Origin of the sequence: Microbacterium sp. SMR1, from assembly GCF_003289625.1 — a bacterium.
Classification (GTDB): Bacteria; Actinomycetota; Actinomycetes; order Actinomycetales; family Microbacteriaceae; genus Microbacterium; species Microbacterium plantarum.
On record NZ_QMBN01000003.1, the window covers coordinates 81,392 to 101,481 of the forward strand.

Here is a 20,090-nt window from a genome sequence, read left to right on the forward strand (position 1 = left end):
ATCTGGTGGGGCGGGCGCCGGGTCGTGCGGGGTGACCGGTGGCTAACGGGACGTGAACCCGTGAGCCGGAACGACGCCTGTGTCGATTCGCGGTCGCGGCGGGTGGGCGTCTAGCCCTCGCCGAGCGCCGCGTCGCGTTCTCTGCGCCAGGTGACCAGGTATGGATAGGCGGTGTTCACGTCGTGTGCGCGGCGAGCGGCGCGGACCGCGGGGGCGAGCAGAGCCGCGTCGGCGCGATCGTACGAGTGACCGAAGGGCAGGGGGAACCGCGACCGGAAGTGGTCCATCCACAGCAGCACGAGGTCGCCGTCGTGGGCGAGGACCCCGTTCGAGAACGATCCGCGCTCGTGGCGGACGATGTCCCAGCCGCCGTCCGTCCGCGGAACCGCGGAGAAGTCGGGGTCACCCATCCACCGCCACGCATCGCGGTGGCGCACCGGTGCGCCGATGCGACCTGCGAGGGCTGCGGCGAGGGCGTCGGGGGTCCAGGGCGCGGGGAAGAACGACGAGAGGCTCGCGATCAGTGCGAGCGGGCTGAGAGGTCCGGCATCCACACTCCTGCGCTCAGCGGCGAGAGCTTCGTTGAGGATGACCGTGTTGGTCGCGGGCGCTCCGGGATCGAGCATGGCGAGGTAGAGCTGCAACATGTCGAGGTACCGCCGGTGGTCGGCGGCCGTCGCGAACGGCGGGAGCGGGATGCCGGCGACCGCCTCGCGTCCCGCGGGAACGTCAGCGTCGAGGAACTGTTCCATGCGGCCAGTTTGGCGCAGCTCGGGGCGGGTGCTGGCGAGGCGAGGCGCAAGTGGGCCATTCGAACGACGAACACGAATCGATAGCATCGAGGTCAACCATGGGGAGGGCGCATGAGGAAGCACTGGACCATATGGTCGGCATCCGTCTTGGCTCTCCTGACCCTGATCGTGGTTCTCGGCAACGTGCTCCCTCCCGACTCACCCGTCACGACTTTCGTCACCTTCGCGACCATCATCATCTCGAGCGGCGGGCTGTACTGGCTGCATCAGAAGCGGAGCCGGACGCGCGAGAAGAGCGGTCACAGCGACGGATGACTGCACCCCGCCAGCTCACGAGCCCGGCTTCATCACGGGAGCCATCGTGAACGTCACGAGCATCGTGACGTTCGTGGTCCGCGGGGCCGCCGATTTCGGTCGCGGGAACGACGATGCACCGCCTGTCCTGCCGTCGGACTTTCCGCGCCCGACCGCTACTCGGACCGTCGGCACATGAGAACGGCCGCGCTGGCCTCTCGCGAGGGGGTCTCAGCGCTACGGACGAACCCGAGCCCCGCGCCCGCCGAAGACGACCACGTCGTCGTGCTGCAACTGGCGTCCGCGGCGGCGGTCGACCTCGCCGTTGACCGTGACGAAGCCGTCGATGATGGCTTCCTTCACGTCTCCGCCCGAGTCGAGCAGGCCCGCGAACTTCATGAACTGGCCGAGGCGGATGCCGTCGCTCCCGATCGAGACGTCGATGATCCGGGTGGAATCGGGCAGGGGGAAAGGCTAGTCGAGCGACGATGCCCGGAGGATCACCACCACCACGGCGCTGACTTGTCTACGCCACTCGCGCCAACGCGGCAGCGACGGCGTCTGCGGCAACATTGACGGAAGTCGTGGGGCCAACCATGCTGCCGTGGACGATCGCCCAAACGTCGTCGGCGAATGCGTATCCCAGGTATGTACCTAGGCCTTCCGGGATGCCTTTCGAGAACATGGCGATCTCGCCGCGCGTCGTGTGCTCATATTCGTCGGATTCAGCCAGCGCGCTGACGAGCTCCGATGCCGCTTCCTCGTCGATGTCGAGAACCATGACGGAGAAGCCTCCGTCCGTTTGAGGAATGCCGTAAGTGCAACCCACCACATCCGCCGCGGTGTCGAACGCGTCTTGTGCTGCAGGCCCCAATACGTCCGGCGCCTCGATGACCTCGAGCGGATGCGGGCCTTCGACCCGATCGTCGTTGACGGACACACGCACCTGCTCGATGCCCATGAGATTTGAGCAGTCCGGGAGCGCGGCCCGCTCCAGGGGCGGCGTGACACCCGGCTGCACCGTCGGACTTAGGGCACTGGGCTCGGGAGTCTTGCGGGAGTCGGTCGGTGGCGGGGACGAGTCCATGCCATCGATCTGATCTGCGCAGCCACTCACCGTCACCAGCAGGAGTGAGAGCACCGCTACACGGAAAATGCGTGACGACATGCGTCGACCTTATCGGCGGCGCTCTCGCGGACGCGTATGCGCTCGACACCGACCTCGCGACAGTGTCAGCTGCCGCACCCCTCCGGCTTACGGTGAGACCATGTTGCACTCGACTCGGCGAGGCTCCGGCAAGCCGTTGCTCCTGGTTCATGGGCTCGGCTCCAGCGTCGGCAACTGAGCACCGGTGATCCCGGCGCTGGCGGCTGAGCGCGAGGTCATCGCCGTCGGCCTCCCTGGGTGCGGCGAGTCCGCGCCGCTCGTAGGCGAAACCAGGTCGCCACGCTGACGATCGCCGTCGAAGACTTCATCCGCGACGCGGAATCAAGGGACGTCGACGTGGCCGGCAGCTCCATGGGCGACCGGATAGCGATGGAAGTGGCGCGATCGAGGCAAACTTTATCGTGCACGCCATGGTCGCCGCCGCGCAATCGAGCTCGGCATCGAGAGCGAAACCATCCCCACGATTCAGTTCGGCCCGCGCAGAATGATCCCGCGTGCCCCGCTGCTGCGGGCCTTCGGCGTCGACGCCTGACGGACGTCTACGGCGCAGGGTCAAAGGGTATTGGCACCAGGGCCATCAGAATCGCGTCCGTTGATGCACGGAGGCAACAGTACGCGTGCTCGTGAGCTTGATCCGGATCCCCTGGCTCTTCGCGAGCTGCGTCCTGGGACCGAGCTGATGAACCGGGGTCGCGCGGGTCGGCGGCCGGTTCGAGGGCGACGCCCCATCGACCGACGAGCCCTACGCGACACAACGCGCACCGATGCGCTGTGTCGTCCGCTGTCAGGTTGCCAGGGCGACGTGCACTTCTAGCTGCTTGACCGCATACTGGCGCACGGCCACGCCATCCGCCACATCTGGGTGGAAAAGTGCGATGTTGATGCCGTCGCTCACGGAGCTCCGATAGACGACGCCGTCGTAGCCGCAATGCTTGATGAATTCGCAAAGGTGCTGGCTCGGGACGTACTCGAACGGTGCGCTCTTGGGTAGAACGGGACGGGTGAGTTCGTCGCCCAGGCGTTCGAGGAACGGAATGTCGGCCAGTAATTGAACCACGGCTTCATCCTCTAACCCGAATGGTGATATCCGTTCCCGCGGCTGCCGGAGATCGACAGCTTTTAGCTCTGGAATGGTGAACTCCGCTACGCAGGCTGCCTCGCCCGTGTGGGGACGAACTTCGGAAACGGCAGTGCGCGGAGAGGACCCAAGATACAGGTAAGGAATCCCTGCAGGGTTCGCCCGACCATGTCCGGCGTAGGCGGCCGGCGGCGCCCCCATCTTGTCGATCGCGTAAGCCACGTCATCGTTCATGATGCGGGCGCGGTGCCAACTTTCGCTTAGCGTGGAGGGATCTTCGATGAGCAGGCTGAACAGGTAGCGCAGCCTGTCGTAGTCGATCTCCTTACTCAGGAACCAGCGGTTGCCGTGCATCATCTCGGCGCGCAGGTCATCCCACTTCGTCAGGTTTTCCGTGTCATATCCGCTAGGTGGGCCGAAGGACTTCCGGAAAAGGTCACCACTATCGAGAACGTCGGCGAGGAGATCCTTCGCGTGCGCGTCGTCTACCATCACAGGGTGAGTGAACAGAGCCCAGTCCCGGCGGAGGATCTCCGGCAGGGACAAACCATCGTCGACTATTTCGTAGACACCGACCAGAACCTCGAACGCCTCACGTAGGTCCGTCGGTTTGACGAGCGCCGTCTCTTCCGTCCTGCAATACCAGCAGGTGCCGGTTCCTACAGAAGGATCAGCGAAGAAGTTGTCCCGCAGGTGAGTGTCGCCGAAGCATTCCGCGCAACAAAACCGGTCAGGCACTTTGCCCGCGTTGGTAGTCGGCGAGTGTCTCAAGGTGGTGGCGAATGGAGAGCTTCTTGACGTAGCCGAGGCCAGGGAAGTGGCCGGTCTCGTGCAGGACGCGGAATTCCTGCATGGCGGAGGTGTTCAGCAGCTTCGAGTCCCCCGAGTCGTACCTCGCAATGAGCTTCCTCAGAGCTTGAACAAACTTGCCGGCGGGGTCGGTGGGCGTGTCGTTGGTGTCGGATTTGAAATGGTAGACGAACATCGCATCGTCCTTATCCGGGTCGATGAAGGTCAAGTGGATCGCGACCGCGTACGCAGGCCCTCCTCCTTCGCTGTACCGGTCCCCGACGGTGAGGAAGTCGCCGTAACCCTGCACTCCGAAGTCGCCATAAGTGACGTGCAGGTCGGAGAACTGGTCGATAGGCCCGTAGTCGGCGTTCTTACGCTGTTCGAATCCGTCCTTGATGAGCACCCTCGCACTGCTCTGGAAGTGACGACGGTAGAGGGTGCTGGCCTGTTCCTCGATGAAAACGTTCGTCGTGCTCGACATCCGGTCGCCGAGGATCGAAATCAGCGCCTTCGGCTCAGTGAAACCCGCGTGGATGATGGCTTGCGTGTGAGCCGTGTGACTGTCGATCAGGGACTGGGCAGCCTCCACCGGTGTGTCGCTGAGGAGGAGGGCGCCGGCTGAAATTGCGTCGTTGCCGCGGTAGTTCCGTCCGAGGAGGGAACTGATACTGGTGCCGTTGGCCTTCATATCGCCGTGCCGTGGGTTGACGATCACGATGGCGCGCGCCCCCGCGTCCGTCAGCGCACCCAGCGCGCGTTCGAGGCCGGTCAGCGTTTCCCGCACGGGTTCGATGATGGGAACGAAGCCCGCGTCCGCGATGAGAGCTGCGCTCTCACGCAGAGCGATGAGCTCGAACTGCTTACCTCGAAAGTAGGGGTGGTACATCGGGGGGTCAACTCCAAGCGAGGGCGGCGGGAACTGGCAATCTCGTCGCGTCCCGGAGTTTCCTCTCCGACGCTCCGTTCATCTTCACAGCTAGCATGGCAGCACGCAGCGACATCGGGACTGTTTTAATGAAGTCCGATGCTGCGCTCTGGGAGCGGGTGGCCTTGAGCGTCGTGACCATTTGGGCGTGGACGTCCTCAGGGTTAAGGCAGCGGAACATTTCCCGCAGCGCGCCACGCATCTGGGTGTTCGGCACGTTCGGCGGCACGAAGTCAAGTGCCCGGAGGATCTGGTGCGCTTCGTCGACACGGATGAAGTCCAGTGCGGCGATGGGGTCAACGCGCGCCGCGTCGACGACGGCAGGGCGTTCGACCTGCAGGGTGAACTTCTCCGACAGTGCGATGACGCCCACCCATTCCGGGGCGAGACGGAGAACGTGCGCGACGTGCGAGGGGCTGGTGACTACGTTCACCGCGGCGAACACTTCACCGTAGGCGGCCACCTGGTTGGGCAGCCGGGCCAGGGAGTCACGCTCAGACTTGATCTCGTAAGCGGTGGCAGTCCCGTTGAGGACGACGACGTCGGCCTTGCAGATGCCGACGCGAGCCTCGCTGAGCATCGACGCGGTTCGCAGGCTGTGCTGGCCGAGCAGGATCTTCTGGGTGATCGCGGAACGGTAGATGTACTCGTCTCTGTTTCCCACAGAGCGCAGCAGGCGGAATGCGTGGTCGAAGACATCACCGATTGTGGCATCGCCGGGCATCGCTGAGGCCACACCGGACTGGGCCAGAAGCCGAGCGAAGAGTTCCGAGCGTCCACTACGGCCGAACTCGCGCACAACGGCCGCGGAGAACATGCGCGTGAGGGCGGCGAACTCGGACTTCCCGGGATTCATCGACAGCCCCCTTCCACGTAACCCTTACCCACGGCCTCGCTGCTGATCGATTCTATCGGGGGCTCCGACACCGAGGATGGAACGCCACCCCCCCGGAGACGTCGGACTTCCCGCGCCCGACCGTCACCGCGACCGTCGGCCCCTAAGAACGGCCGCGCTGGCCCCTCGCGAGGGGAACCTCGGCGCTACGGACGAACCCGAGCCCCGCGTCCATCGAAGACGACGATGTCGTCGTGCTGCAGCTGGCGTCCGCGGCGACGGTCGACCTCGCCGTTCACCGTGACGAAGCCGTCGATGATGGCTTCCTTCACATCACCGCCGGAGTCGAGCAGGCCCGCGAACTTCATGAACTGCCCGAGGCGGATGCCGTCGCTCCCGATCGAGACGTCGATGATCCGGGGAGTTTCAGCCATGCGGAAATGCTAGCCGAGCGCTACGGGCGCAGGACCAGGATGTCGCCGGGCTGGATCTCCACCTGGGACATGAACTTGCCGTTGTATGCCATCACGGTGACGTAGTCGATGCACAGGCGATCACCGATGCCCCACGCCGTGTCGCCGGACGCCACCGTGTACGTCGAGATCTCGCCCTCATTATCCAGCCGGACCTCGCCAGATGCGTAGGCGGTCGGACCGAGGTCGGTCATCGTCTCACCGAGCCGCGCCGCAGGATTCCATGCGTCGTAGGGATGGATCGCGGCCCACATCGGGCAGTCGCCCGGACCCTTCGCGGAGATACTGACTCCGCCGGTGTCCTGGTACTCGACCGTGCCGTCCTGGCCGTCCAGTGGTGTGGTGATCTTTACGACGGTGTCTGACCGCGGGCTCACCGACGGGGCCGCTGTCGGCCGGACGTTCGAATCAGAGTCCGCGCTCATCGAATCTGCGAGCCCCGAAACGGCCGGCATAGCCAATGCGACAAGACCGGCGACCGCTAGCCCGGCGGCGCACAGCAGAATTCCCTCGCGTTTGTTCATTGCTGAGGAGGCTATCGGACACTCCACTTTCCCGCGCCGACTCGAACGAGAATCACGCTTAGTGCCGCGAGCCGCTTCGCTCAACCGAGACCACCGCGGCCTACCATCCAATCATTCCCAGGTGCCGGCCGTTCAGATGGTCGAATGGTCGGGCACCCGACGGTGTGGCAGGTCGAGTTACGGGTATTGAACGCGATGTCGTTGGACCCCGACGCCGTGCGCTCAGCCAGCGCAGCTTTCGTGATCGCAATCATCGCTAGGCTTCGAGAGTCGCCGGGATCGCGCCGCCGACCATCTCGAGACACGGAGCGCCAGAACACCCATGCCGTCGATACCCGCAGAGACCAGCATCCCTGTTTATCTTGCTCGTGAACTCGAGCTCGCGAGCAAGGCGATCCCCGAGCCGGCCCTGGTCGTCGTACCGGTGATCGATGGCTGGGACGACTTCTCCACTTCGTTCCGTGCCGCGCTGCACTTCACCCGATCGAACAACTCCGCCGTCTCGGTACGTCTCATGTTCGCCGACTCGGCGAGCACCGGGCCAGCGACGACGCGACTGCTGGGCGGCCGTCCGTATATCGCATTCGACGAGATCGAAGAGCCGTTCGTGTCGATCCTGGGTGAGGCAGCGGGATACCGCACGCTCGTCGAACGCCTCGGTTTTGAGCATGCGGTCTCGGCGCTTCGCCGCATGCGTGACCTCGTCGTCGCCGAGCTCGAGGGCATTGACGAGCCCATGCTCCAGCTCTCTCGTTCGAAGGACTTCGCGCAGGGCGTGCTGCGCGACGACGCCACCTGGACCGCCTACCGGCAGGGCGGACGCTACCTTACGCCGACCGGCGCCGCCGACGTTGACGACGCTGCACGCTCATTCGAAGCGTCGGCGCAACTGCCGGGCATGAGGGGCGCGCACATCCTCGACGCAGACTTCGGCTCGGACTTCCCGTTGGCGCGGCGGTCACTCGTTCTCGTCGGGCAGAACGGCGTCGGCAAGACCCGGTTCCTCCGTTCGCTCATCGATGGCCTGCAGACCGCACCCGACGAGAATGCTGCGGCCCTCCAGCATCCCGCTTCTTTCGAGCCCCGCCCGCGTGTGTCGCGAGTGCTCGTCTTCTCATCGACAGTGTCGGACCCTTATCCCGCCGAGGTCCCGCCTTGGCGCGGTCTCGACTATAGGTATCACCGCATGGTCGGCCATCCGCCCGGAGCGGACGATGATCTGGCTCGATCGCTCGTTGATTGCTTGCGCTCGGCGGGTGAGGTCGAAGGTCTTGGTGCGCGGGGCGGGATAGATGTCCTCGACGCCGTGCTGGAGCCGCTTGGCATTCGTGACGAGCTTCATGTTGAGGTGAAGGCCGTCCCGCCGGATGCGGACGCACTCCCGCCAGCAATCGCCGTTGGAGGAAGGCTATACCTCCCGTTCTTCCACAGATGGAATGAACAGCGACGGTTGCATTTGCACGCACGGATGATCGAGAACGCTCCACCCAAGGCGATCGTCGCCGGCCGCGCGCGCGACCTGAGCAGCGGCGAGCAGACACTCCTGCGCTTCGCGGTGCAGGCCATCGGCTCGTTGCGCACCGGTTCGCTGCTGATTTTCGATGAGCCGGAAACACACCTGCACCCGCACTACGTCTCGACGTTCATGTCGATCCTCGACGCGCTACTCGAAGCATCGCACTCGATCGCTCTGATCGCCACCCATTCCGTGTATGTCGTCCGGGAGGTTCCGGCACGCCGCGTGCGAATCGTGCGTCACGACCGTGACGGCGAGATCACGATGGATCCGCCTCGATTGCAGACCTTCGGAGCGAGCATCGACAGCATCTCAAGCTTCGTCTTCGGCGACGTATCGACGAAGCATCGCTTTCAACAGGTGCTCGACGAATGGTTGGCCGAATCGCCGGGTGCCACAGTCGCGGACTTCCGCGAGCGCTTCCGCGAAGACCTTAATGCCGAGACGCTCTCGTATTTCGCGCAGCGCGTCGCCGAGAAGGGTGCGAAGTGAATCATCTGCCGCTGCCGCCCGGTGCCGGCGACGCGATCATTCATCACGAATGCCAGTTGGCCGGATGGAGCGGTTATCTGCATCGGTGGTTGGCCGCCGCAGCCGGATATCGCACTGCCGGCGGCGACCCGTGGCAGGTCACTCCCGCCGCGTTCTCCCAGACTGAGGCAAAAGAGCTGTACGTCCTTTACGATCGTCGGCGCAGGTACGGCGACATTGCCAAGATTCGCAGGCCCGCGGGCGGATATCGCTCCTGCCCCATGTGTGGGTCGGGCGGCACAGGAGTGGTGGATCACGCGCTACCCCGTGGCGAATTTCCCGAGTTCTCCGTCGTACGAGAGAACCTCGTGCCAGCATGCCCGTACTGTAACAGCGACGCGAAAGGAAGCACTTATCGCGGCACGGCCCCCGATGAGCGCCTGATCCACCCGTACTACGACACCTGGGCGTCCCTTCCGCTCTGGCACGTGGAATTCGGCCCCGACCTCGACGCGCTGGTGTTCGACGCCGTCCCGGATGGCGAGCTACCGCCTGCGCGGCGCGCCACCGTTGCTTTTCATCTCGGCTCGGTGCTCGGTGCCGAGTGGCGGAACAGCACCACTTCGTACTGGGGAAGCTTGCCGCGAATGATGCGTGTACGTTTGGGGCTCCCAGTTTCCGTCGATGCTGTTCGGTGCGAGCTCGAGATGCGCCTCGCGGAGGAAGAGGAGCTCTCCGGCCCCAATGCCTGGCGGTCCGCGTTCCTGCGCGGGGCGCTTCGCGATCAGCGAGTCATTGCGCACCTCGCTGCCGTCGCCGAGGCCACACTGGCGCCATAGGCGCACGGCGCACGGCGGATACGGCTCGTCACCGCCCGAACACGCGCCCAGCGACAGAACGGCGACAGCGACGAGCGCCGGCATGGCAGGACGATGTCTCACGGAACACCTGCACGCTGATGTCGGCTCGACCTGCTCAGTTGAGCTCAATCGCACGGCACATCGACACGACCTCGGCCCTTGGCAGACGTACACCAGCGCGGCTCCGTCTGTGCGATGATCTCGACGCCGTACCAGCGCACCGCGCACTTACTCGATCGACTCGCTCGTCACCGTCGCGCGGTGCCGCGCGGTCGAACGGACCTCAGAACGATATGTAGTTACCGTTGTCATGCAGCATGAACGATTGCGCCGTCTCGGGTACCACGTAGGCCGTGTAGCCGGTGAAGGAGTTGCCCGGGTAGAGGGTCGGCCCCTCCCACATCTGCGGCATCCCGTCGCCGAAAACAACCGATTCGCTTGAGTACTGATTGCCTTCCGCCGTAGCGAGCGAGAGATCCCATTCCGCCAAGCTCGGCTCCACTCCATCAGGGTCGATACCAGTCATGGTGAGCTCTACGACGACGTACTTGAAGCCGCTCGGTGCCGGCGAGTTGAACTGATTCCAATCATTCACAAGCCCGCCTGCGTTTGCATCCACGATTCGCCCGGTGAGACTGTACTTCTCGCCGCCGAACAGGCCGACAGCGACGTAAGGCTGAGGATAAGGGCGTTCAGCTGACCCGTCCGCACTCGGCGCCGCAGGCTCCGCAGCCGGTCGTGACGGGGCCGATTCCTCGGCGACCGCCTCTTCCGCCGGCGGTCCCGGCTGCTGTGTCGCTGGCGGCTCGACAGCCTCCGCTGCCGGTGAGGCAGCAGCCACCGGCCTTGCCGGGGCAGTCACGACATTCATGAAGCTGATCGTCATCACCAGCCCTGTGAGCATCGCGAGGCCGAGCACGAGGCCGAAAATGCCCATCACCTTCGACTGGTGCTTGACCAGTGCAAAGATGCTCAGCGCGACGGCCGCGACCCCGAGCAGCAACCCCAACCACGGAATCCAGCCGATAATGAAAGCGCAGATTCCAACGAGCAATGCCGCGAGCGCCAAACTCTTGGGCTTCGCAGGAGCATTGCCGGGGTACGCGGGCGCGTTTGGAGCCTGCGTGTACGTCGCAGTGGCAGCGCTCATTGCGATCGAACCGTTACCCGTCGCCGGTGACGGCGAGGGCTGTGGCCCGCTCACGGGCGGCGGCGACTCGAGCCAGCGAGAGCCGTCCCAGTAACGCGGTTCATTGTTTGCGTGCGGTGCCGCGTACCAGCCGGCAGGTGTTCCAGACATTCGTCTCCCCAGATGAAATCCAACGCCCCAGTGCGTCTACAGGGACGTTACCGCCTATCGAGCACCTCGCCAGTCACGCGAGCATCCTTCCGTCTCGAAGTGCGGCGATTGTCAGCGCGATTCCGATGACCGCCTGCACTCCCCCGACAGCGAGCCACGAGCTGACAGCATCCACTTCCGGCATCGCCGCCACGGCGATGTAGTTGCCGACGTGGAAGCCACCGTGCACGCCGACGGCGGCCCACAGCGACCCCGTCCACAGCAGCAGCCCGACGGCGAGCAGGGAGAAGCCGAGCGGGAGCGCGAGGTACAGCACGTGCTCCGAGACCGATTGCTGTCCGCCCTGCGACACCAGGTGGATGGCGGTGAAGACGAGCGTGGTGACCGTGATCGCCAAGACGGGGCGGTCACGCAGCCGCCAGAGCAGCCATCCACGGAACAGCAATTCCTCGGGCAGCGACTGCTGCACGAAGGCGAGCCCGAGGTAGTAGATGATCAGTAGCGCGCTGATGAGGACGGCATCCTGTTCCCCGCCGGGAAGTTCGTCGTCTCGGACGGGGCCGATCGCCGGAAGCGCTGCATAGACGATGACCACGGTGAGCGCGGAGACTCCGATGCCGAGCGCAAGCCACAGGCCCGAACTGCGTCGCCAGCTCCACCCTGCGGCTCGCAGGGGTGCGCGCTCGACCGTGGTCATCCAGATGCGCAGCACGAGTAGGACGAATCCAAGCACCGACAGTTGCACGACTGCGGCCAGCGCGAACCCCCACGGCGACGAACCGCCGAAGACCTCCGCCGCCCCCGGAATCAGAACCACAACGGCGGGAATCACCCCCGCCAGGAGGTTTGCCGCCATCAGGATCGCGACCGCGACGACCGCTCTCACGATGATGCCGACCGGACCAACACCGAGTCGGGGCTGGCCCGGTGAATGAATGAAATCGCCCGAAGGTGCGGCGCTGGATGCCGGTGAGGAGGTCATGTCGCAAAGCTAAAAGCGGGTATATGACGCGGCATCGCCCTCGGGTCAGTCCTGTTCATTCGGCGGTCACTGCTCGCCGCGCGAAAGTCGTGACTCGGGTCACCGCCATGACCCGCTCCGCCTGCATACGCTGAAGCCATGGCGCGCATTCCGACTCTCCGTACCGGTCTGCTCGACATCGCCGTGAGCTTGGGCTTGGCCGGTCCGGTTCTGATGGTGCTCTACTCCTACGACATCCGTCCCCTCTGGCTCACCGCAACGGTCACGGTTCTGACGGTCGTCTCCGTTGCCCTCTGGGTCATCTGGCGCAAGTCGGGCCAGCGTTCGCGTGTTGCGGCTGCCCTGTTCGCCGTCATCGCCGTCGTCGTGATGTCGTTCGGCAACGGCGCCCTCTACTACGGCATCATCTGGGCGGCTCTGCTGATGCTCGGCGTCACGTTCTCCGCGACGAGAGTGCTGTGGGGTTATGCGACCGCGCTCGTACTCATCGTCCTATCCCTGCATCTCGCCAGCGGAAGCCCGGCAGAGTTCATGCTCGCGGAGGCCATCGGCACGGCAGTGCTCGCGGGGATCGCTGCGGCGGTCGCGGTCGTGCTGCGAGACAGTCTGCGTGTGAACGACGATCTGCAGGATGCTCTCGCGCGGCTCGACGCGGCTTATGCCGAGTTGCAGCGACGGTACGCCGCCGATCGCGATCTAGTTCTCGCGCAGGAACGGGAGCGTACGGCTCGCGAACTGCACGATGACCTCGGCCATCGCCTCACGGCGGTCGGGCTCTCGCTGGACTACGCGAGCCGCGTCGCCGATCCGGCTGCAGCGCGCGACGAGGTCGTCCACGCCCGAGCGGTCGTCGGCGAGAGCCTGGAAGCGATGCGGCGGCTCGTCCGTGCGATGCATCCGATCGAACTCGGCGAGATCGGCGACCTCGATGCGTTCCGCATGCTGGCCGAGAGCTTCCGCGGCACGGGACTGACTGTCTCGGTCGAGATCGAGGGTGAGCGCTCTCTGCCACGCGAGCACGCACTGCTCCTCCTCCGCTTCGTTCAAGAAGGTCTGACAAACGTCATCCGACACGCGGATGCCGCCACCGCCAGCCTGCGCATGGAGGTCGGCGCCACGTCGATTCAGGCGACGCTCGACGACGACGGCGTCGCGTTCCAGGGTGGGACACCGCCGGCTGCGGGCTTCGGCCTGCGCTCGCTGCGTGCACGGGCCGAGGAGCTCGGCGGCTCGCTGGCGGTTGAGGGAGGAGCGTCGGGTTTCCGACTCTCGATGCTGCTGCCCGTCCGGGCTGGCGGCGAGACTGCGGGTGCCCCGGAAGATGTGAGCGTGCCGGCGGGAGTCGCGTGAGCGTCATCCGAGTGCTCGTCGTCGACGATCAGGAGCTTCTTCGTCGCGGCCTGCGAATGATCCTCGAGACCGACAGCGGCGTCGAGGTGGTCGGCGAAGCGGAGGACGGTTCGCGGGCGCTCGCGCTCATCCCGACCGTCCGCCCCGACATCGTGCTCGCGGATGCGCGCATGCCGGTCCTGGATGGATTGGCGCTCGTCCGAGAGTGCGCGGTGCATCATCCGGGTCTGCCCGTGCTGGCCCTTACGACGTTCGACGACGCGGAACTTGTCCGGTCGCTGCTCGAAGCGGGCGCCGCGGGATTCCTTCTGAAGGATGTCTCCCCGGACCGACTGCTCGACTCGATCAGGCAGGTCCTGAATGGCGGCTTGGTCATCGACCCGCGCGTCGCACGCGTCGCGCTCAGCCGTGACAGCGGTGTCGCTCCCCCGCTCTCACCCGAGCTGACGCAGACGGAACAGGCCGTCGCCGAGCTGCTCGCGCTCGGGCTACCGAACGCGGAGATCGCGGCGCGCCTGCACCTCGCTCACGGCACCGTGAAGAACGCGGTCTCGGCGCTGCTGAGGAAGCTGGGACACAGTGACAGGACGTCGCTGGCGTTGGAGTTGGCGCGCGGGAGGTGAGCGCAACCAGGGCTCCGTTCGGGAACCGCTCGGGCGCGCTCGCTCAGGTCAGGCGCGGCCCGCTTGCAGGCCGACATCGATGACAGATCTCATGTACTCCCGGAGACCAGGGTCACAGACGTACACGTACGTCCCCAGAATCCCGCGCGTCAGCAGGACTCCATAGATGTTTTGGACGAGCGCGAGGAGATCTGCATCCGTCGTGCGCCGACCGAGCTGGCTCAGGTTCTCCTTGCCCTTCCTATCGCGGTACGCAGCGCGATCCACCGCGACTCGTCCGTCATAGCGCAAATCGTTACCGATGATCACGCCGGTGTAGTTGAGGTCGTATCCCTGAACCGTATGGATGGATCCCACCTCCTCCAGCGACCCGGGAGAGTTGATCCAGTCCTTGTCAGTGCGATTCCACGTGAACGGGATCCCTTCCAGCTCGAAGTCGGATCCCGGTTTGTTCCCTCGTGTCCTCCAATCCCAGGCGTAGCCGGCCACGAGACGGGCAAGCCCAACCTCGCGGTCGCGCTCGCGGATCGCATCTTGCATGCCCGCGACGCTGTCGAAGAACCTCAGATCGTATTTGCCGAAGTCAGGGCGGTCTCCCGCCCGCAGCTCGCCTCGCAGCAGCTGACGAGTGAACCCGACATAGTCGGCATCCGCCCTGACGCGCATCTGTCTCGCTAAGGGGAACCACCGCTTGTCTCGCTGCGCGTCCCTGATCTCGGTGTCAAGCACCTCACTCGGGAGATCTGCCGGCCGGACACCCTGCCGCTCGTCGATGAGCAAGATCTGGTGACGGCTTTGCGCACGGACCCAGTCGAGTTGAGTCTTGGTCGTGTCGTCCAGTCCGAAGAGCCGTGCGTTGATCTCAGCGAAGTCCCGGTTTCGGATGCCCGACGACTGATTCGCGCGACGATTGAGCCGGTGCGTTTCGTCCACGATCAGTAGGTCGAACGGCACCGTCGACTTGCCCACATCGAAGGGGTTGAGAACGAGCTCCTCGCTGACCTTGGGGGTCTTCCGAAAGACCTTCTTGATCGAGTCGCGTAACGACTGCTGCGGGACGACGAGCCCGATACGGACGCCCCTCAGCAACTCCCGGTTCTCAGGAACGAAAAACTCCGCAAAGAGGGAATCCTGTTCGACTTCATCCGCGTCGTCATAGTCGCGTATGTCACCCAGCAGCTTCATGAGGAAGATGGCAACGATGGTCTTGCCAGTGCCGGGGTTTCCCTGGATGACGCTGGTGGATCGGGTGCCCGCCGCGAGATCTTCCAGAAGCGCCTCGACGATCTGCTCGACGGCAATCGCTTGCTCATGCGTGAGGACCTTGAACGGCGAGAGCTTGAATAGATCGGTGTTCTCGATCTCGGGAATGCTCCGCTGAAATAGCCCCTCGGAGCGCAGCTGCTCGAAGACCTCGCGGAAGCCCTCCCGGTACCGTTCCCGCTCGTAGTAGCGCGCATCGATGATGCCCTCGTTGCCGTTGAGAACGGTGAAGTGCCCGTCACCTGCAAGCCAGCGGATGAGATGCGACTCGAGATCGAGGCAAGCTGACTTGTTGAATGCCTCGTCGATCACCACCCGCGATCGGCGCAACGCTGCCTTGGCCGGATTGCGCAGGTGCTGCTCCATCCGCGAGGCAGCATTGATGGTCTCGCCGACATAGACGAGCGGTGGGCCCGGGGCTCCGGCGCTGTCGAGTACATACACGACCGGCCAATTCGTCCGCCGCTCATCTTCAGACGCCCAAGCCCGGACGTTTGACGCGGTGAGGTCGAACTCCTGAATCTCAGAGGGCGTCATACTTGGTGCTCCGTCCCCTCGCCTTGTCGACGGGGTACTTTGCCCGGGTCTCGGCAAGCTTGTCGAGAACGATCTGGTCCAGGTCGAGGCCAAGCCGCTCCGCGAGAAGAGTGCAGTAGGTTACGACATCAGCCAGCTCTTCTCGAACCCGCGTCTCGTCGGCATCGTCGCTCCACTGGAAGCACTCGAGCAGCTCCGCGGCTTCTATTGAGATGCTCTTGGCGAGATTGCTCGCCGTGTGGAACTGACCCCAGTCACGCTCCTCGACAAACTGCGACAACGCTTCTTTCACCGACTCACTCGTCACGGTGTGACGGTACCGCAGGCGAACCCGACTCACGGCTTCGGAGGTCCGGGACAAGCGAGCCAGCGAGTAATAGGTGCCCCTGGAGGGATTCGAACCCCCGACCCGCTCCTTAGGACGGAGTGGCTCTTCCACTGAGCTACAGAGGCTAGGCACCCCAAGTCTAGACGGCCGCGGGCCGCGGCATCCCGTCCCTCCTCAACCCCAGCGCGCCCCGCCCTAAGCTGACCAACGTGACCCGAGATGCCCCAGCCGCCGCGCCAGCGCGCGGGCCGCTACGGACGGCAGTCGGGATCCTCGCCGCGTTCGTCTTCTTCTTCGCCACCATGGCGACCTGGATCGGCGGACTCATTGCGTTCGACGCGCTCGGCATCCCGATGCAGGGCGATGAGTGGCTCGGCTGGGTGCTCGCGGGGCTCATCGCCCTCGCGGTGTGGCCGCTCGCGGGACGGCGAGCACATCGCGAGTTCTGGGCTCACCAGCACCACGGCGCCACTCCGCCGAGAGCGTCCGTGACGGCACCGGATCGCGCTCTGCGCATCCTCGTCATGGTCGTCGGCGCGGCGGGGCTCGTCGCGCTGTGCGGGCCGCGCAACATCACCCTTGCGCTGGCCGAGGCGTGGCAGATCATCGCTCCGGGCGGACGGTCATCTAGTGCGCTCCTGCAGCTAATCGGTCTGCTGCTGTGCTTCGTGCTGATGGTTCCGCCGATACTCATCACACAGCGGAGCCTCCGCCGCACCCCGCGCGATCACCCGGATCGCCTGGGCCTCGAGCTCCGCCAGAACTGGTACGTGTCGGCGGCGACCGCGTGGGTCTGCTGCCTGCTGCTCGGGCTGATCGTGAGCTTCGTTCTCGCCAAAACCCTCTGACGCGGTAGTCGCCCGCCGACCTTCAGAATCGCCTGGGAGTCGGCGCTCACGTTTGCGTTCGGCTCGGATTCTCGGAATCGTGGCGGGCTCCGCAGCAATCCACGGAAGGAGAGCTTCATGCTCACGCTCACCGAGAACGCCGCCACCGCGGTGAAGAACCTCACCGCCCAGATCCCCGCCGAGACGGGCGGTATCCGTATCAGCGACTCCGGCTCCCCCGAAACCGGCTTCGCCCTCTCCCTCGCCGAGGCCCCGCACAGCGAGGACGCCGTCGTCGAAGCCGACGGTGCCCGCATCTTCGTCGACCCGGCCGCGGCCCTTGCGCTGGATGACCGCGTGCTCGACGCACAGGTCGACGGCGAGGGCGCGATCAGCTTCGCGCTCGGCGTCAGGGGCTGACACCCCACAGACTTCGAGAGCCCCGGCATCCGCATCCTCAGCGCGGAAGCCGGGGCTTTCGTCTGTCCGAGCGACAGCAAAGTGAGTCCAGGATGCGACGCGCATTCATTCCCGGCGACAAGCGAAATTTGAGCATGGCCCGCCATCGGGCATATTAGAAGGGTCTCATCTGAAAGGCCCAACGACGTGACCGATCGCACTTCTCCGCCGCCCGCATCGTGGTATCCCGACCCGGGTGGAGTATACGAGAGCCGCTACTGGGACGGCGCTACCTGGACGGACCACATCGTGATCGATGGGGTTCAAACGCGCGAGCAGGTCCGCGAAACACCCGACAGGGCCGCGACCACGCCCGGCCAGCCCACGACACGGCGTGCGGCCCGTGAATCGACGGTCAGCGAGTCCGCGAGCGATGACATGCCCGCTACGGGCGGGCAGGTCGACGCACCCATCCTCAATGAAGCTGCGCCCGCCATCGCGCAACAGCCGAGCGCGCCTCTCGCCCCGCAGGAACTGTCGCCAGCTCGGTCGACACCGCCGCAGAAGGTGCCGTTCTTCGGTGCCCGCAAGTTCGCTCAGGACCTCCAAGCAGAGAATGCCCGCCTCGAGGAACTCATCGCTCGCTACGGCCTTCGCGAGCTTGCCGACTTGGACGCGGCGAAAGTGAGCATTCAGGCGGAGACCGCGCGGGCAGAAGCGGATCTTGACCGCGCTCGTTCCGGTGCCTTCGCGGCCCACCAGGAGAAGGCATCGGTAGCCGCCCAGGTCATCGACCTCCGCAATCAGATCGAACTGCAGGAGTTCGGACTCTTCGATTTCGAACATCCCGCGGAAAGCTCAGTAGCGCTAGCGACGGAACTTGAGTCCGTGCGCAGCGAGATCAAGAGCAAGATTAGAGCTGGTGGGGCCACGCAGGCCACGCAGAACTTCACGTTCAACAACAGCGCCGCCAAGGGACGAAAGTTCGTCGCCGACATGTCGAAGCTTCTTCTGCGGGCCTACAACGCCGAGGCTGAGAACTGCGTCAAGACGGTTCGAGCAGGCAACCTCGAGGCCGCCCGCAAACGTCTCTCGACGGTCGTCGATCAGGTCGAGCGTCTTGGCAAAATGATCGACCTGCGCATCACTCCCGGGTACCACCGGCTTCGGCTGCGCGAGCTCGAACTTGCGAGCCGTCATCTCCAGGCGGCCCAGGCCGAGAAGGAGCTCGAGCGCGCACGACGCGAGGAACTGCGGGAGCAGAAGAAGGCTGAGCAGGAGCTCGCGCGAGAGAAAGAGCGGCTGCAGAAGGAGCGCTCGCATTACGCGAACGCGCTCGCGACCCTGGAAGCGAAGGGTGACCTCGAAGGGGCACAGCGCATTCGCGAGAAGCTCGACGATGTTGAGAACGCGATCGAGAACGTTGACTACCGCGCGGCGAACATCCGAGCCGGTTACGTATACGTGATCAGCAACATCGGTGCTTTTGGCCCCGATGTCGTCAAGATCGGACTCACGCGACGGCTCGACCCCATGGACCGGGTGAACGAGCTCGGAGACGCGTCCGTGCCGTTCCGATTCGACGTGCACGCGCTGTTCTTCGCCGATGACGCTGTTGCGATCGAGTCCATGCTGCACCAGCAGTTCGCTGAGCAACGGCTGAACAAGGTGAACCTGCGGCGGGAGTACTTCCGCGTGACGCCCGAAGACGTACTCAAGGCGCTCAATGAGCATCACGTCGAGGTCCTCGAGTACACCCTGGACCCGGTTGCAGCCGAGTATCGGAGCTCCATCGCCGTCGCCTGAGACCCGTCGATAGGGTCGAAGGGATGGAAGCCGAGATCATCCCCCGCATCGTCCTGTTCGTCACTATGGCCGGCTCGGGTGCTCTGCTGATCTGGATGGCGCGGGCTGCGGCATCCGGAAAGCTGAAGCGGAACTCGCTGGCCGGCATCCGCACCCCCACCACCATGGCCAGCGACGAAGCATGGCTTGCTGCCCACGAGCGTTCGAAGGGGGCGACCCTCCTCACCGGTTACCTGTCCATCGCAATCGGCGTGGCCTCTCTCGTGCCGATGGCGCCGGCAGCGCTCGGGATCATGGTGCTCGCGGGCGCAATACTCATGGTCGTCGTGATGATGTGGGGAACCCGCGTCGGCACCAAAGCGGCGCTGGCGGCAACCGAGGCAGCGCAATGACACCAACGCCCGTCGAGATCAACCTGCACGACGACGTCGTCTTGCGGTCGCTCCGCACAGAGGATGCCGCGGCCCTCGCCGAGGCGTACCGCGTGAATAGCGAATACCTCGCACCTTTCGAGCCCCTCCGCCCGGCGAACTTCACCACCGAATCGGGCCAGCGCACCGAGATCGCCGCGCTCACCGCAAGCCGCGAGGCCGGTACGGCACTCCCCCTCGTCCTCGCCCACGGATCACGGATCATCGGGCGGATCACACTCTCGGCCATCACCCGCGGAGCCTTTCAGAGCGGCAACCTCGGCTACTGGATCGACCGAAGCTACGCAGGTCGCGGCCTCATGACCGCGGCGGTCAACGAGATCTCACGCCTCGCTGCGGACGAGCTGCAGCTGCACCGCATTCAAGCCGGCACGCTCGTCGACAACGTCGCCTCGCAAACCGTGCTCAGAAAGTGCGGCTTCATCGAATTCGGGCTCGCACCTCAATACCTGCTCATCGCCGGGCGCTGGCAGGACCACCGGCTATTCCAGAGGATTCTCGCGAGATAACCCGCGGGCGAGCGCACGAATACGGCAGGATGGGCCCGCACCATTCT

Annotated in this window: 22 protein-coding genes, 1 tRNA gene and 1 pseudogene; 10 read left to right on the forward strand and 14 right to left on the reverse strand. The window is 65.0% G+C overall.

Going from position 1 to position 20,090, the window contains the following annotated elements:
• Positions 1-110: 110 nt before the first annotated feature.
• A complete protein-coding gene (locus DO944_RS10030) occupies positions 111-752 on the reverse strand; it encodes a hypothetical protein (RefSeq protein ID WP_112617057.1) in 642 nt (213 codons plus the stop codon).
• Between the two features lie 147 nt (positions 753-899).
• Between DO944_RS10030 and DO944_RS15675 the strand changes: the two genes are divergently transcribed.
• Complete coding sequence (locus DO944_RS15675; protein ID WP_181574210.1) at positions 900-1,067, forward strand: hypothetical protein; 168 nt, start codon at positions 900-902, stop codon at positions 1,065-1,067.
• 216 nt (positions 1,068-1,283) lie between these two features.
• Here DO944_RS15675 and DO944_RS10035 read toward each other — a convergent pair whose 3' ends face one another.
• From DO944_RS10035 to DO944_RS10070, 7 genes are all read right to left on the reverse strand, one after another.
• Entirely contained in the window at positions 1,284-1,511 is a 228-nt protein-coding gene (locus tag DO944_RS10035; protein ID WP_112617058.1) for an RNA-binding S4 domain-containing protein, read from the reverse strand.
• Positions 1,512-1,572: 61 nt separating this feature from the next.
• Positions 1,573-2,214, reverse strand: a complete 642-nt coding sequence (locus tag DO944_RS10040) for a hypothetical protein (RefSeq protein WP_112617059.1) — start codon at positions 2,212-2,214, stop codon at positions 1,573-1,575.
• 784 nt (positions 2,215-2,998) lie between these two features.
• Positions 2,999-4,030, reverse strand: coding sequence for an RES family NAD+ phosphorylase (locus DO944_RS10050; RefSeq protein WP_112617060.1), 1,032 nt, complete (start codon positions 4,028-4,030; stop codon positions 2,999-3,001).
• On the reverse strand, positions 4,023-4,970 hold the full coding sequence (locus DO944_RS10055) for a sce7725 family protein (protein WP_112617061.1): 948 nt from the start codon (positions 4,968-4,970) through the stop codon (positions 4,023-4,025). Before DO944_RS10055 ends, DO944_RS10050 begins: the two co-directional genes overlap by 8 nt.
• Before the next feature lie 7 nt (positions 4,971-4,977).
• A complete protein-coding gene (locus DO944_RS10060) occupies positions 4,978-5,865 on the reverse strand; it encodes a sce7726 family protein (protein ID WP_112617062.1) in 888 nt (295 codons plus the stop codon).
• A 185-nt stretch (positions 5,866-6,050) separates the two neighbouring features.
• On the reverse strand, positions 6,051-6,278 hold the full coding sequence (locus DO944_RS10065; RefSeq protein WP_112617063.1) for an RNA-binding S4 domain-containing protein: 228 nt from the start codon (positions 6,276-6,278) through the stop codon (positions 6,051-6,053).
• 20 nt (positions 6,279-6,298) lie between these two features.
• Complete coding sequence (locus tag DO944_RS10070; protein WP_112617064.1) at positions 6,299-6,841, reverse strand: LysM peptidoglycan-binding domain-containing protein; 543 nt, start codon at positions 6,839-6,841, stop codon at positions 6,299-6,301.
• Between the two features lie 322 nt (positions 6,842-7,163).
• On the opposite strand from DO944_RS10070, the gene DO944_RS10075 reads away from it, so the two are divergent.
• A complete protein-coding gene (locus tag DO944_RS10075) occupies positions 7,164-8,849 on the forward strand; it encodes an AAA family ATPase (RefSeq protein ID WP_112617065.1) in 1,686 nt (561 codons plus the stop codon).
• Positions 8,846-9,667 carry an HNH endonuclease signature motif containing protein gene (locus DO944_RS15555; RefSeq protein WP_146752030.1) on the forward strand — a complete coding sequence of 274 codons (822 nt, stop codon included), beginning with the start codon at positions 8,846-8,848 and terminating at the stop codon, positions 9,665-9,667. The genes DO944_RS10075 and DO944_RS15555 overlap by 4 nt, the downstream gene beginning before the upstream one ends.
• A 304-nt stretch (positions 9,668-9,971) precedes the next feature.
• Here the strand turns inward: DO944_RS15555 and DO944_RS10085 are convergent, their stop codons facing one another.
• The 3 genes and pseudogenes from DO944_RS10085 to DO944_RS10090 all read right to left on the reverse strand — a co-directional run bounded on the left by DO944_RS10085 (position 9,972) and on the right by DO944_RS10090 (position 11,874).
• Positions 9,972-10,838 (reverse strand): hypothetical protein, encoded by an 867-nt coding sequence (locus DO944_RS10085; protein ID WP_258524728.1) that lies wholly within the window; start codon positions 10,836-10,838, stop codon positions 9,972-9,974.
• A gap of 48 nt (positions 10,839-10,886) precedes the next feature.
• Positions 10,887-10,988, reverse strand: a pseudogene (locus DO944_RS15935) (DUF2510 domain-containing protein); the annotation flags it as partial.
• A gap of 73 nt (positions 10,989-11,061) precedes the next feature.
• On the reverse strand, positions 11,062-11,874 hold the full coding sequence (locus DO944_RS10090) for a CPBP family intramembrane glutamic endopeptidase (protein ID WP_181574211.1): 813 nt from the start codon (positions 11,872-11,874) through the stop codon (positions 11,062-11,064).
• A 234-nt stretch (positions 11,875-12,108) separates the two neighbouring features.
• Here DO944_RS10090 and DO944_RS10095 point away from each other — a divergent pair, with 234 nt between their 5' ends.
• Positions 12,109-13,320, forward strand: a complete 1,212-nt coding sequence (locus DO944_RS10095; protein ID WP_112617069.1) for a sensor histidine kinase — start codon at positions 12,109-12,111, stop codon at positions 13,318-13,320.
• Positions 13,317-13,943 (forward strand): response regulator transcription factor, encoded by a 627-nt coding sequence (locus DO944_RS10100; RefSeq protein ID WP_088380110.1) that lies wholly within the window; start codon positions 13,317-13,319, stop codon positions 13,941-13,943. Before DO944_RS10095 ends, DO944_RS10100 begins: the two co-directional genes overlap by 4 nt.
• Positions 13,944-13,991: 48 nt before the next feature.
• On the opposite strand, the gene DO944_RS10105 is transcribed toward DO944_RS10100, so the two are convergent.
• The 3 genes from DO944_RS10105 to DO944_RS10115 form a co-directional block, all read right to left on the reverse strand.
• Positions 13,992-15,743, reverse strand: coding sequence for a DUF2075 domain-containing protein (locus DO944_RS10105; RefSeq protein WP_112617070.1), 1,752 nt, complete (start codon positions 15,741-15,743; stop codon positions 13,992-13,994).
• Positions 15,730-16,050, reverse strand: coding sequence for a nucleotide pyrophosphohydrolase (locus tag DO944_RS10110; protein ID WP_112617543.1), 321 nt, complete (start codon positions 16,048-16,050; stop codon positions 15,730-15,732). Before DO944_RS10110 ends, DO944_RS10105 begins: the two co-directional genes overlap by 14 nt.
• A gap of 74 nt (positions 16,051-16,124) precedes the next feature.
• Positions 16,125-16,196 (reverse strand) — tRNA-Arg (locus tag DO944_RS10115).
• Positions 16,197-16,280: 84 nt separating this feature from the next.
• Between DO944_RS10115 and DO944_RS10120 the strand changes: the two genes are divergently transcribed.
• From DO944_RS10120 to DO944_RS10140, 5 genes are all read left to right on the forward strand, one after another.
• A complete protein-coding gene (locus DO944_RS10120) occupies positions 16,281-16,919 on the forward strand; it encodes a hypothetical protein (RefSeq protein ID WP_146752031.1) in 639 nt (212 codons plus the stop codon).
• Between the two features lie 117 nt (positions 16,920-17,036).
• Positions 17,037-17,318: an iron-sulfur cluster assembly accessory protein gene (locus DO944_RS10125; RefSeq protein WP_023954731.1), complete on the forward strand. Its 282-nt coding sequence runs from the start codon at positions 17,037-17,039 to the stop codon at positions 17,316-17,318.
• 186 nt (positions 17,319-17,504) lie between these two features.
• Positions 17,505-19,103, forward strand: coding sequence for a DUF4041 domain-containing protein (locus DO944_RS10130; protein ID WP_112617072.1), 1,599 nt, complete (start codon positions 17,505-17,507; stop codon positions 19,101-19,103).
• A gap of 23 nt (positions 19,104-19,126) precedes the next feature.
• Positions 19,127-19,495, forward strand: coding sequence for an SdpI family protein (locus DO944_RS10135; protein ID WP_112617073.1), 369 nt, complete (start codon positions 19,127-19,129; stop codon positions 19,493-19,495).
• The gene (locus tag DO944_RS10140) at positions 19,492-20,043 is read left to right on the forward strand and encodes a GNAT family N-acetyltransferase (RefSeq protein WP_112617074.1); all 552 of its coding nucleotides are present in this window, start codon (positions 19,492-19,494) and stop codon (positions 20,041-20,043) included. Before DO944_RS10135 ends, DO944_RS10140 begins: the two co-directional genes overlap by 4 nt.
• The last annotated feature ends 47 nt before the right edge of the window (positions 20,044-20,090 follow it).

Coding starts and splice junctions, on each gene's coding strand:
- DO944_RS10085 (WP_258524728.1), bottom strand. CDS start 10,838: ATGAGCGCTGCCACTGCGACGTACACGCAGGCTCCAAACGCGCCCGCG.
- DO944_RS10040 (WP_112617059.1), bottom strand. CDS start 2,214: ATGTCGTCACGCATTTTCCGTGTAGCGGTGCTCTCACTCCTGCTGGTG.
- DO944_RS10030 (WP_112617057.1), bottom strand. CDS start 752: ATGGAACAGTTCCTCGACGCTGACGTTCCCGCGGGACGCGAGGCGGTC.
- DO944_RS10105 (WP_112617070.1), bottom strand. CDS start 15,743: ATGACGCCCTCTGAGATTCAGGAGTTCGACCTCACCGCGTCAAACGTC.
- DO944_RS10060 (WP_112617062.1), bottom strand. CDS start 5,865: ATGAATCCCGGGAAGTCCGAGTTCGCCGCCCTCACGCGCATGTTCTCC.
- DO944_RS10055 (WP_112617061.1), bottom strand. CDS start 4,970: ATGTACCACCCCTACTTTCGAGGTAAGCAGTTCGAGCTCATCGCTCTG.
- DO944_RS10075 (WP_112617065.1), top strand. CDS start 7,164: ATGCCGTCGATACCCGCAGAGACCAGCATCCCTGTTTATCTTGCTCGT.
- DO944_RS10140 (WP_112617074.1), top strand. CDS start 19,492: ATGACACCAACGCCCGTCGAGATCAACCTGCACGACGACGTCGTCTTG.
- DO944_RS10065 (WP_112617063.1), bottom strand. CDS start 6,278: ATGGCTGAAACTCCCCGGATCATCGACGTCTCGATCGGGAGCGACGGC.
- DO944_RS10135 (WP_112617073.1), top strand. CDS start 19,127: ATGGAAGCCGAGATCATCCCCCGCATCGTCCTGTTCGTCACTATGGCC.
- DO944_RS10070 (WP_112617064.1), bottom strand. CDS start 6,841: ATGAACAAACGCGAGGGAATTCTGCTGTGCGCCGCCGGGCTAGCGGTC.
- DO944_RS10125 (WP_023954731.1), top strand. CDS start 17,037: ATGCTCACGCTCACCGAGAACGCCGCCACCGCGGTGAAGAACCTCACC.
- DO944_RS10095 (WP_112617069.1), top strand. CDS start 12,109: ATGGCGCGCATTCCGACTCTCCGTACCGGTCTGCTCGACATCGCCGTG.